General features: G+C 73.4%; 11 protein-coding genes and 1 tRNA gene. 1 reads left to right on the forward strand and 11 read right to left on the reverse strand.

All coding sequences use genetic code 11. The annotated features are described in order from the left end of the window. The 3 genes from ACTHLI_RS02290 to ACTHLI_RS02300 form a co-directional block, all read right to left on the reverse strand. Window positions 1-1343 (reverse strand): NAD-dependent succinate-semialdehyde dehydrogenase (locus tag ACTHLI_RS02290; RefSeq protein WP_440181207.1); only part of this gene is annotated, 1343 nt, incomplete at its 3' end. Between the two features lie 48 nt (window positions 1344-1391). Then, a complete protein-coding gene (locus ACTHLI_RS02295) occupies window positions 1392-1964 on the reverse strand; it encodes an isochorismatase family protein (RefSeq protein WP_440181208.1) in 573 nt (190 codons plus the stop codon). 19 nt (window positions 1965-1983) lie between these two features. Next, window positions 1984-3372, reverse strand: coding sequence for a D-alanyl-D-alanine carboxypeptidase/D-alanyl-D-alanine-endopeptidase (locus ACTHLI_RS02300; protein ID WP_440181209.1), 1389 nt, complete (start codon window positions 3370-3372; stop codon window positions 1984-1986). 99 nt (window positions 3373-3471) lie between these two features. Between ACTHLI_RS02300 and ACTHLI_RS02305 the strand changes: the two genes are divergently transcribed. Further along, a tRNA-Thr gene (locus ACTHLI_RS02305) sits at window positions 3472-3547 on the forward strand. A gap of 56 nt (window positions 3548-3603) precedes the next feature. Here the strand turns inward: ACTHLI_RS02305 and ACTHLI_RS02310 are convergent. The 8 genes from ACTHLI_RS02310 to ACTHLI_RS02345 form a co-directional block, all read right to left on the reverse strand. Further along, window positions 3604-4239: a TetR/AcrR family transcriptional regulator gene (locus tag ACTHLI_RS02310; RefSeq protein WP_440181210.1), complete on the reverse strand. Its 636-nt coding sequence runs from the start codon at window positions 4237-4239 to the stop codon at window positions 3604-3606. 36 nt (window positions 4240-4275) lie between these two features. Further along, a complete protein-coding gene (locus ACTHLI_RS02315; RefSeq protein ID WP_440181211.1) occupies window positions 4276-5793 on the reverse strand; it encodes an alpha/beta hydrolase in 1518 nt (505 codons plus the stop codon). Further along, window positions 5790-6974: a DNA polymerase III subunit delta' gene (locus ACTHLI_RS02320; protein ID WP_440181212.1), complete on the reverse strand. Its 1185-nt coding sequence runs from the start codon at window positions 6972-6974 to the stop codon at window positions 5790-5792. Before ACTHLI_RS02320 ends, ACTHLI_RS02315 begins: the two co-directional genes overlap by 4 nt. Continuing rightward, window positions 6971-7579 (reverse strand): dTMP kinase, encoded by a 609-nt coding sequence (tmk, locus tag ACTHLI_RS02325; protein ID WP_440181213.1) that lies wholly within the window; start codon window positions 7577-7579, stop codon window positions 6971-6973. The genes ACTHLI_RS02320 and tmk overlap by 4 nt, the downstream gene beginning before the upstream one ends. A gap of 2 nt (window positions 7580-7581) precedes the next feature. After that, a complete protein-coding gene (gene topA, locus ACTHLI_RS02330) occupies window positions 7582-10272 on the reverse strand; it encodes a type I DNA topoisomerase (RefSeq protein ID WP_440181214.1) in 2691 nt (896 codons plus the stop codon). Between the two features lie 133 nt (window positions 10273-10405). Then, window positions 10406-10744 (reverse strand): helicase, encoded by a 339-nt coding sequence (locus ACTHLI_RS02335; RefSeq protein WP_440181215.1) that lies wholly within the window; start codon window positions 10742-10744, stop codon window positions 10406-10408. Further along, window positions 10741-11034 carry a TadE family type IV pilus minor pilin gene (locus ACTHLI_RS02340; RefSeq protein WP_440181216.1) on the reverse strand — a complete coding sequence of 98 codons (294 nt, stop codon included), beginning with the start codon at window positions 11032-11034 and terminating at the stop codon, window positions 10741-10743. Before ACTHLI_RS02340 ends, ACTHLI_RS02335 begins: the two co-directional genes overlap by 4 nt. A gap of 22 nt (window positions 11035-11056) precedes the next feature. Next, the gene (locus ACTHLI_RS02345; RefSeq protein WP_440181217.1) at window positions 11057-11239 is read right to left on the reverse strand and encodes a DUF4244 domain-containing protein; all 183 of its coding nucleotides are present in this window, start codon (window positions 11237-11239) and stop codon (window positions 11057-11059) included. Between the last annotated feature and the right edge of the window lie 24 nt (window positions 11240-11263).

Genomic DNA, 11263 nt, shown 5'->3' on the forward strand with positions numbered 1-11263 from the left:
CCCGCGTTCAGCCCCATCATCCCGGTCTGGAGCCGCTCGATCATCCGCTGCCCGCGCGCGAGGTCCTTGGTGTACACGTAGGACACGAGGCCGAACTCGGTGTCGTTCGCGATCCGGACCGCCTCCGCCTCGTCCGCGAACCGCACGATCGACACCACCGGGCCGAAGATCTCGGTGCGGAGGATGTCGCTGCCGGCGTCGACCCGGTCGATCACGGTGGGGGCGTAGAAGGTGCCGGGCCCGTCGACGGGCCCGCCGCCGAGCCGCACGGTGGCACCGCGACCGACCGCGTCCTGGACAAGCTCGTCGGCCTTCGACACCGCGGCCCTGTTGATGAGCGGCCCGATCCGGACCCCCTCCTCGGTGCCCCGGCCGACCTTCAGCTCGGCGACCTTCGCGGTCAGCCGCTCCGCGAACTCGTCCGCGACCGCCTCGTGCACGATGAAGCGGTTCGCGGCCGTGCACGCCTCCCCCACGTTCCGGAACTTGGCGAGCATCGCGCCCTCGACCGCCGCATCGAGATCCGCGTCGTCGAACACGACGAACGGCGCGTTCCCGCCGAGCTCCATCGAGGTGCGCAGCACGTTCTCCGCGGCCTGGGCGAGGAGCCGCTTCCCGACGGGTGTCGAGCCCGTGAAGCTGAGCTTCCGGAGGCGCGGGTCCGCGATGATCGGCCCGGCGAGCGCGCCCGCCTTCGTCGTGGGCACCACGTTCAGCACCCCCGCGGGCAGCCCGGCCTCCTCCAGGATCGACGCGGTGAGCAGCGTGGTCAGCGGCGTGAGCTCGGCGGGCTTCACGACCACCGTGCAGCCCGCGGCGAGCGCGGGCCCGATCTTCCGCGTCGCCATCGCGAGCGGGAAGTTCCACGGCGTGATGAAGAAGCTCGGTCCGACCGGGTGCTGGGAGACGATGGTCCGGCCCGTGCCCTCGGGGTTGATGCCGTAGCGCCCGGTGATGCGCACCGCCTCCTCCGCGAACCAGCGGAAGAACTCGGACCCGTAGACGACCTCACCGGCCGCCTCGGCCAGCGGCTTGCCCATCTCGAGCGTCATCAGCAGCGCGAGGTCGTCCTTGCGGTCCTGCATCAGCTGCCACGCGCCCCGGAGGATCTCCGACCGCTTCCGCGGCGCGGTGGACGCCCAGTCGTCCTGCGCGGCGACGGCCGCGTCGAGCGCGGCGATCCCGTCCTCGGGCGTCGCGTCCGCGACGGACACGAGCACCGCTCCGGTCGCCGGATCGTGCACGTCGAACCGCGAGCCGCCGGAGGCGTCGCGCCACGTCCCTCCGATGAGCAGTCCCGTCGGCAGCCCCTCGAGCAGCCTCGCCTCGTCGTTCGCGGCCATGATGCCTCCTGTCGCCCCGATCCTAGGCAGCCGCGGTGCCCGGCGCGCTCAGACGGTCTCGACGCCCACGTTCCGGAACTCCGCGAGCGCGGCGGCGCTCGTCGCGGGGTCGACGCCCGCGACGAGGTCGGTGAGCACCCGCACCCGTTCGCCGCTCTCGAACGCGTCGAGGGCGGAGGCGCGCACGCAGTAGTCGGTCGCGATGCCGACGACGTCGAGGTCGGTGATGCCCCGGTCGGCGAGCACCTCCGCGAGGCTCCGGCCGTCGTCCGTCGTCCCCTCGAACGCCGAGTACGCCGGCTTGCCCTGCCCCTTCTTCACGTGGACGTCGATCGCGGCGGTGTCGAGGGCCGGGTGGTAGTCGGCGCCTGGCGTCCCCGCCACGCAGTGCACGGGCCAGGTGACCGTGTAGTCGGGCGCGGCGTCGGTGGCGAAGTGGCCGCCGTTGTCGTTCGTCCCGTCGTGCCAGTCCCGGGAGGCCGCGACCAGCGCGTACTCGCCCCGGTGGGCGGCGAGATGGTCGGTGATCCGCTGCGCGACCGCGGCGCCGCCGTCGACGCCCAGCGCGCCGCCCTCGGTGAAGTCGTTCTGCACGTCGACGATCAGCAGCCCTCGGGTCATGCCCTCATCCTCACGCACCTCAGTGGTCGGAGAGCCGCTTCCCGCAGGACCACACGTCGGCGGTGAGGGTGTCGAGCGCCTGCTTCGCGGTGGGGCTGACGATCGCGGGCCCGAGCGCGTAGAACGCGAAGGTGAGCGGGGTGCCGTCCTTCGCCCGGATGATGCCGGCGAGCGTGTACCCGCTGTCGATCCAGCCGGTCTTCGCCCACACGTGACCGTCGGCCCTCGCCGCAGCGCCCGTGAAGCGGTCGCTGTACGAGAGCGAGCCGGTGCGGCCCGCGATCGGCAGGCCGTCGAAGATCGGCCCGAGGCCGTCGGCCCGGTCGAGCACCGACACGAGCAGCTTCGTGAGGTACGCCGGCGGGATCCGGTCGTCGTCGCTCAGCCCGCTGCCGTCCACGACCCGGACCCCGGTGGGCTCGATGCCGTAGCTCCGCAGCGCGGGCAGCACGGCGGCGTCGATCGACGAGAACGTGTTACCGGTCCCCGCGCGGATGGCGGTGACCCGTGCGATCGTCTCGGCGAGCGTGTTGTCGGAGACGATGAGCTCCTGCTCGATGAGCCGGCTCAGCGGCTGCGAGCGCACCGCCCCGAGTTCCTTCGCGCCGGCAGGCGCCGTGCCGCGGGAGAGCGAGACGCCGCCGAAGTAGGCGGCGAACGCGGTGCCGGCCCGGCCGACGGGGTCGCTGCCTCGCGGGGAGGTGGACAGCGCCGGGTCGGCCCGATCGCCGTCCACCATGAGCGCGGTCATCTTCGGCGTCGACCCGAGCGCGCGCTCCTTCACGTTCCAGGAGGGCTGCCAGCTCGGGCCGCCGAAGTAGGAGTCGTCGAGCACGATGCGGGTGATCGCCTGCCCCGGGTGCGCGGCCTGCCACGCCGTCTTGACCTGCTGGGCGAGCGTCGCGAGGTGGGGGGCGCCCGCGTAGGCGGTCGTGGTCCCGACGGGGGTGCGCGAGAGCGTGACGTCGCCGCCGCCGACGAGCACGATCTCGCCCGGCTGCGCGCCCTCGACCACGCGCGTCGTGAGCCGGTAGTCCGGACCGAGCACCTTCAGCGCCGCGGCCGACGTGAGCAGCTTCATCACGCTGGCGGCACGCGACGGCGTGCTCCCGCCGCGGTCGAACAGCACCTCGCCGGTGCGGGCGTCGACGACCTGCCCCTGGAAGGCGTGGAGGCGCGGGTCCCGTGCCGCCGCGGCGACGGAGCAGGTGCGGGCGACGGTCGTGGCGGTCGCAGAGGGGGTGGAGGTCGCGGTGACCGTCGCGGCCGGCGTCGTGACGATCGCCACGGGGCTGCGCGTGGCGGCGGGCTCCGGAGCGCCGAGCGCGGTCCCGGCGGCCCAGCCCGCGGCGGCGAGCGCGACGGCCACGACGCCTCCGGACACGGCGAGGGCGGCCCGGCTGCGCATGCCCGTCAGGGTAGGGGCCCCGAAGAGGGGTGGCCGCTCACCTCGCCGCGCGGCGGAGAGGCCGGGCCGGCGGATCGACTACACTCATCCGGGCACCGCGCCGCCTTAGCTCAGTCGGCAGAGCGATTCACTCGTAATGAATAGGTCTGGGGTTCGATTCCCCAAGGCGGCTCCAGAAACGAAGAACCCGTCCGGAAGGGCGGGTTCTTCGTCTCCTCCCGGCGGAGGTCGTCAGCGCGTCGCCGCCGCGATCTCGTGGAACTCGTCGAGGGCTCCGAGCATGCACTCGCCCAGGGTTCCGGCCCCCTCGCTCGCGACCCACCGGCTCCAGCCGTGGCGCGCGATGGTCATGCACAGGACCGCGATGAAGGCCGCCCGGTCCTGGAGGGCCGTCTCGTCGGGCATCCGACCCGCGCGCAGCTCGTCCGCGCGGAGTCGCTCGGCGATCATCCCGACCACCTGCTGCTGGATGCGCTGCATCAGACCGGCCTTGTCGCCGAGCAGCCGGGACTCGCGGTGCATCAGCTCGCGCCGGAGGCTGTGCAGCTCGAAGTCCTCCTCGCCGGCAGCCCGCGCCGCCATCACGACGATGAAGTCGGAGAGCGGATCGCCGGCGCCGTCCTCGTACCTGGCGATCTCCTCGGGCGTCAGCTCGTGCGGCCCGTGCGGGGCGGCGACCGCCTCCTCCTTGGAGGCGAAGTAGTTGAAGAACGTGCGCGGCGAGACACCGGCCTCCTGCGCGACCTCCTCCACGGTGACGTTGTCGAAGCCGCGATCCATCGAGAGTCGGAGCAGCGCGACCTGCAGCGCGCGCTTGGTCGCGATGCGCTTCTGCTCGCGGAGTCCGGGAGCCGCGGTGTCCGTCACGACATCAATTCTTGCACGGACTGCAATGTTTTCGTGTCAGCCGCAGGTGATCGGCTTCGGCAGCGCACCGCTGACGAAGAAGCGGTCCACCCGGTCGTTGATGCACGCGACCCCGTTGCGGTAGGCGGTGTGCCCCTCCCCGCGCAGTGACAGCAGCACGCCGCCCGGCAGCTGGCCGGCGAGGCTCTGCGCCCACGCGTACGGCGTGGCCGGGTCCCCGGTGGTGCCGAGCACCACGATCGGGGGCGCCCCGGCCGCGGTGATCCGATGCACGGATCCCTCGACCGGGACCGGCCAGTGTCCGCAGACGGGATCGCCGAGGTCGTTCGTGTTGTCGGCGGCCCGGAGGGGGTCCGCCGCGTCGAGCTGCTTGCCCTGCTGCGCGAGCGTGGCCGGGTCCGTCGTCACCGGCTTGTCGAGGCAGTTGACGGCGTAGATCGCCTCGAAGAGGTTGCCCGAGTAGCCCTTCGCACCGCGCTCGACGTAGTCGTCCGCGAGCTGCTGCACCGCGTCCGGGCGCCCGCGCAGGAGGGCGGCGATCGCCTGGCTCAGCGTCGGCCACGACGACTCGTCGTACAGGGAGGCGTCGATCGCGGTGCGGAGGACGGCGCTGTTCACGTCCCGCCCGTCCGTCGCCGTGATCGGCGACGCCCGCAGTTGCAGGAGGAGCTTCGCGATCCGGTCCACGGCGCCGGCGACGTCGGTCCCGGCGAACGGGCAGGTCGAGGTCCGCAGGCAGCTCGCGAGGTAGTCCTTCAGCGCCGCGCCGAACGCCTTCGTGTTCGCGAGCGACTCCTGGAACGTGGAGATGGACGGGTCGACCGCGCCGTCGAGCACCATGCGGCCCACGCGCGACCCGTAGCGGTCCGCGTAGAGCGCGCCGATGTACGTGCCGTAGGAGAACCCGAAGTAGTCGAGCTTCGACTCGCCGAGCGCCGCGCGGAGCATGTCGAGGTCCTGCACGGTGTCCGCGGTGCCGACGTGCTCGAGGAGGCCGCCCGTCTTCGCCAGGCACGCCTTGCCGAACGCGACCGCGTCCCCCACCACGTCCGCCCGCAGCCGCGCACTGCCCTCCGGCAGGTTCGGGTCGCTGAACAGGAACCGGTCGAGCTGCCGCGTCCCGTAGCAGTCGACCGGCGCGGACGCGCCGACGCCCCGGGGGTCCCACGCGACGAGGTCGTAGTGGTCGAGCAGGTCCTGGTCGTAGAAGGAGTCGGCCGCGCTCCGCAGGAAGTCGACCCCCGACACGCCCGGACCGCCGGGGTTCGTGAAGAGGGTCCCGATGCGGCTGCCCGACGCCGGTCGCATGATCAGGGCGAGCGAGATGCGCGCGCCGCCGGGATGCGCCCAGTCGACGGGCGCCTGCACCGTCGCGCATCGGAAGCCGCCGCTGCAGTCGCGCCACACGACCCGCTGCCCGTAGTAGGGCAGGAGGTCGGCCTGCACGCCCCGGGTGTCGGGGGTGCTGGTGGTGTCCGGGGCCGGGACGAGGCCGCAGCCGGCGAGCAGCACCACGCAGAGTGCAGCCACGATCGCCGCGGCGGCGCGCCTCATGCCGCGCGCTCGAGGACGGCCGAGACCAGCATCGCCTCGAGGGCGAGCAGGGGCGGGACGTTCGCCGGCAGGCGCCGACGCGCGTCCGCGATGGCGTCGAGCACCTTCAGCGTCGAGGCCGGCTTCGTCCGCGCGGCGAGCGCGGCGATCTCGCTCGCCCACGCGGCGTTCACGAGCGGCAGTCCGGCGCCCAGCTGCGCCATGAGCACGTCCCGGTAGACGGACAGGAGGTCCACGAGCACGCGGTCCACGCCGTCCCGGAGGCCCCGCGTCGCGCGGCGCTTCTGATCCTCCTCCAGCTGGCGGAGCACGCCCCGCAGCTGCGGCGGCACGGCCGCACCGGGCTCCACCCCCATCGAGGCGAGCGCCTTGCCGCGCTCGGCCTCCTCCCGCTCCTGCGTGAGCGCGGTCGAGTCGGCCTTCGCGATGTCGAGCAGCCGCGCCGCACCGCGCACCGCCTTCGGCACCGTGTCCGTCTCGAGCACGAGCCGGATGCTGTCGTCGCGCCGCGACCGCGCCTCGGCGTCCGTCGCGAGCCGGTGCGCCATGCCGATGTGGCTCTGCGCCTCCTCGGCGGCGCGGAGCGCCAGGGCGGCGTCGACGCCGTCCCGCTGCACGAGCAGCTCGGCCACCTGCGCCGGCTCGGGCACCCGGAGGCGCACGACGCGGACCCGCGACCGGATCGTGGGCAGCAGGTCCGCCTCGCTCGGCGCGCAGAGGATCCAGACGGTGCGCTCCGGTGGTTCCTCGAGCGCCTTGAGCAGCACGTTCGAGGTCCGCTCCGACATGCGATCGGCGTCCTCCACCACCATCACCCGGTACCGGGCGACCGACGGGGAGTACTGCGACGCCGTGACGAGGCGCCGCACCTCCTCGATCGTGATCGTGACCCGGTCGGAGGCGAGCACCGCGAGATCCGGGTGCGTGCGGGCGTCGACCTGCGCGCGCGTCCGCGCCTCCTCCTGCGCCGCCGCGGCCGGATCGTCGGCGGTCTCGGCGAGCAGCGCGGTCGCGAAGGCGTAGGCGAGGTTCGACCGGCCGGAGCCGGGCGGTCCCGTGATCAGCCAGGCGTGCGTCATGACCCCGAGCCCGCCGTCGGCGCGGTGCGCGTCCCGCGCGGCGGCGGCGACCGCCTCGACGGCCGATGCCTGCCCGACGAGCTCGGCGTAGGGATCGGTCATCGGTCGAGGAGCGGCTCGACGACCGCCCGGATCTCCGCGGCGACCACGTCCGCGGGCCGTGCCGCGTCGACGACGACGAAGCGCTCGGGCGCCGCGGCCGCGAGCTCGAGGTACGCCTCGCGCACCCTGGTGTGGAAGTCGTCCTGCTCCGCCTCGAGACGGTCCTCCGCGGCGCGGCCGCCCCGGCGCTCCCGCGCGACGACGGGATCGAGGTCGAGCAGGATGGTGACATCGGGGAGAAGGCCCTCGGTGGCCCAGACCGACAGGCCGCGCACCTCCTCCGGGTCGAGCACGCGACCGGCCCCCTGGTACGCCACCGAGGAGTCGAGGTACCGGTCCTGCACCACGACCTCACCGCGCTGGAGTGCCGGGCGGACGACCGTCGCGATGTGGTGCGCGCGATCCGCGGCGTAGAGCAGCGCCTCCGCTCGGGGCGCGACCGCTCCGCCGTGCAGGAGCAGCGACCGGATCTCCGCACCGAGCTCGGAGCCGCCCGGTTCCCGGGTGCGCAGCACCGTGCGTCCCCGCTCGACGAGCCACCGCTCGAGGGCGAGCGCCTGCGTCGTCTTGCCCGCCGCGTCACCGCCCTCGAGCGTGAGGAACACCCCTAGGCCTTCTTCGTCGTGCGCTTCGTCGTCGCCGGGCGCTTGGCCGCGGTGCTCGTCTTCCGCTTCGGCGCGGGCCCCTTGGCCCGCTTGTCCGCGAGCAGCTGCTTCGCGCGCTCGAAGTCGACCTGCTCGACGTCCTCGCCGCGCGGGATGGTCGCGTTCGTCTCACCGTCGGTGACGTAGGCGCCGAACCGGCCGTCCTTGATCCGGATCGGCTTGCCGCTCACCGGATCCGCGTCGAACTCCTTGAGCGCCGAGGAGGCGCGCCGCGCTCCGTACTTGGGCTGCGCGAACAGCTCGAGCGCCCCCGGCAGGTCGATCGAGAAGATGGCGTCCTCGTCGGGCAGCGTCCGGGTGTCCGTGCCCTTCTTCAGGTACGGGCCGTACCGGCCGTTCTGCGCGGTGATCGCCTCGCCGTTCTCCGGGTCCTCCCCGACGGTGCGCGGCAGCGCGAGCAGCCGCACGGCCGTGTCCAGGTCGACCGTGTCGGGCGACATCGACTTGAAGAGCGACGCGGTCCGCGGCTTGGGCGCGCCCTTCTTGGCCGCCTCGTCCTCGGGCACGACCTCGGTCACGTAGGGGCCGAACCGGCCGTCCTTCGCGACGAGGGTGCGCCCGGTCTCCGGGTGCTGGCCGAGCACCCGGTCCTCCTGCGGCGGCGCGTCGACGAGCTCGCGGGCCTTCGCCTCGGTGAGCTCGTCGGGGGCGAGGTCCGGCGGCAGGTTCACCCGGCGCACGGTGGGCTCCGGCTCGGCGAGCTCCCCGCTGCCCGCGTCGACCTGCGGCTCACCGGGCTCGGCGACCTCGAGGTAGGGCCCGTACCGGCCGATGCGCAGCGTGATGTCGTGCGAGATCGGGATGGAGTTGATGCTGCGCGCGTCGATGTCGCCGAGGTTGTCGACGACGGAGCGGAGCCCGGGGTGCCCGGTGTTCCCGAAGTAGAAGTCCCGCAGCCAGTCGACGCGCTCGGCGTCGCCGTCGGCGATGCGGTCGAGGTCGTCCTCCATGCCCGCGGTGAAGTCGTACGCGACGAGCTCGCTGAAGAAGTCCTCGAGCAGCTTCACGACGGAGAACGCGATCCAGTTCGGCACCAGCTGGGTGCCGCGCGGGACGACGTAGTTGCGGTCGACGATCGTCGAGAGGATCGACGCGTAGGTCGAGGGGCGCCCGATGCCGAGCTCCTCGAGCTTCTTGACGAGGCTCGCCTCGGTGTAGCGCGGGGGCGGGGACGTCTCGTGCCCGTTCGCCGTCGGGTCGGAGGGGGTGAGCACCTGGCCCTGCGCGAGCTGCGGGAGGCGCTCGTCGTCGCCATCCGCGTCCCGGTCCTCGTCCCGGCCCTCCTCGTACGCGGCGAGGAAGCCGCGGACGGTGATGACGGTGCCGGAGGCGGTGAACTCGGCGTCTCGGTCGGCTGCACGGAGCCCGACGACCACGGTGGCGGTGGAACCGGTCGCGTCGACCATCTGCGACGCCACGGTCCGACGCCAGATCAGGTCGTACAGGCGCTGCTCGGTCGGCGACAGCACGCCGCGGAGCGAGTCCGGCGTCGGGAAGACCTCACCGGAGGGGCGGATCGCCTCGTGCGCCTCCTGCGCGTTCTTCGACTTGCCCGTGTACACGCGCGGCGCGTCCGGCACCGTGTCGGCGCCGTACAGCGCCCTGGCCTGGGACCGCGCGGCCTGCGTCGCCTGCGAGGACAGCGACGGCGAGTCGGTCCGCATGTAGGTGATGTGGCCGTTCTCGTACAGGCTCTGGGCGACCGACATCGTCTGCCTGGCGCTGAACCGCAGCTTGCGCGCGGCCTCCTGCTGCAGCGTGCTGGTCGTGAACGGGGCCGCCGGGCGGCGCCGGTACGGCTTCGTCTCGAGGGAGACGACCCGCGCCTCGGGGCGCTCGGTCTCGATGCCGGCCACCAGGGCGCGGGCTGCAGCCTCGTCGAGCACGATCGAGTCGCTCTTCAGCTGACCGCGGTCGTCGAAGTCCCGGCTGCCGGTCGCGACGCGCTTGCCGTCGAGCCGCTGCAAGCGCGCGCCGAACGCGGCGCCCTCTGCGGGCGCGAACCGGGCGAGGACGTCCCAGTAGGACGCCGCGACGAACGCGAGGCGCTCCCGCTCCCGATCGACGACCAGCCGCGTCGCGGCGGACTGCACCCGACCGGCGGACAGGCCCGGGCCGACCTTCCGCCAGAGCACCGGCGAGACCTCGTAGCCGTACAGGCGGTCGAGGATGCGCCGGGTTTCCTGCGCGTCGACGAGCGCCGTGTCCAGCTCGCGGGTGTTGTCGCGGGCCTTCGTGATCGCGTCCTTGGTGATCTCGTGGAAGACCATCCGCTTGACGGGCACCTTCGGCTTGAGCACCTCGAGCAGATGCCAGGCGATCGCCTCGCCCTCGCGGTCCTCATCCGTCGCGAGGTAGAGCTCGTCGGCGTCCTTCAGCGCGCGCTTCAGGTCGGCGACGGTCTTCTTCTTCTGGTCCGACACGACGTAGTAGGGCTCGAAGCCGTTGTCGACGTCGACGGAGAACTTCCCCATCGACCCCTTCTTCAGCTCGGGCGGCAGGTTCTTGGGCTCGATCAGGTCGCGGATGTGCCCGACCGAGGCCTGCACCTCGTACTCGGGTCCCAGGTACTTGGCGATGGTCTTCGCCTTCGCCGGCGACTCGACGATCACCAGCTTCTTGCTTCCGGGCACGGCCACCTCCTCGCTCGTCCCGATGCCCCCATCGTGACCGGCCCGCTCCAGCAGCGGCCGGGGGCCGGTCCCGCACACCATACACACGGCTTCGACACCCGGATGTCCCGGATGCACGGCGGTGCTCCCCCGTTCAGCCGGCCGGAGGCGGTCCCGCTAGCGCCTCGGCGGCCAGCGGGCCCCCGAGCACGACGACCGACACCCGCACCCGCACGAGCGGGCCGCGCTGCGCGCAGCGGTCGACGGCGACCCCCGCGAGCGCCGCGCTCTCGGCGGCCCGCTCGCACGGCACGCCGGTCGCGTTGCCGAGTGCGGCATCGGCGCCCGCGAGCGCCGCCGCATCCGCCGCGGTGCGGACCTGCGCGTGCGCGATGAGCACTCCGGCGACGGCCGCGGCGAGCACGAGCGCGGCGGCGAGCGCACCGACCACCGCGACCGCGAGCGCCGACCCCGCTCCACGCTCGGGCGTCACGGCCGGATGCCCGCGAGCGCGCACCCGCTCGCCTCCACCGGGACCGGCAGCCCGAGCAGCGGGACCTCGCTGCGGAGCGTGACGCACACGGTCTGGCCGCGACGATCGACGGCCGCGACCGCCGCGCCGGCGGCGCCGCGCACGGGCGCCTCGCCGAGCGAGACGGCTCTGGCGGCCGTCGCGGCGGCGTCGACGAGGCGGAGCCGCTCGGTCGCGACCCGCAGGCCGCCGAGACAGGCGGCGAGGACGAGCAGGACGGCCGGCACGGCGACCGCGAACTCCGCGGTCACCGTGCCCGCCTGCCTCCGGCCCTCAGCTCGGCATGGCGAGCGCACGGGTCACCAGCCCCAGCAGCAGCCCGCGCACCTCGTCGCTGCGCAGCACCACGACCAGCAGCGCCGCGAAGCCCACGGCGGCGATGGTGGCGATGGCGTACTCCGCCGTGACGGCGCCCTCCTCGCCCGCGACCCCGCCGGCGAACGGTTCGTCGTGCATCCCGTACCTCTTTCTCTCCGTGCG

This window comes from Amnibacterium sp. (genome assembly GCF_051956055.1).
Classification (GTDB): Bacteria; Actinomycetota; Actinomycetes; order Actinomycetales; family Microbacteriaceae; genus Amnibacterium.

Bases quoted from the DNA above. Each gene is read 5' to 3' on its own strand.
- ACTHLI_RS02295 (WP_440181208.1), bottom strand. From the start codon at position 1,964: ATGACCCGAGGGCTGCTGATCGTCGACGTGCAGAACGACTTCACCGAG.
- ACTHLI_RS02345 (WP_440181217.1), bottom strand. From the start codon at position 11,239: ATGCACGACGAACCGTTCGCCGGCGGGGTCGCGGGCGAGGAGGGCGCC.
- ACTHLI_RS02300 (WP_440181209.1), bottom strand. From the start codon at position 3,372: ATGCGCAGCCGGGCCGCCCTCGCCGTGTCCGGAGGCGTCGTGGCCGTC.
- ACTHLI_RS02320 (WP_440181212.1), bottom strand. From the start codon at position 6,974: ATGACCGATCCCTACGCCGAGCTCGTCGGGCAGGCATCGGCCGTCGAG.
- ACTHLI_RS02315 (WP_440181211.1), bottom strand. From the start codon at position 5,793: ATGAGGCGCGCCGCCGCGGCGATCGTGGCTGCACTCTGCGTGGTGCTG.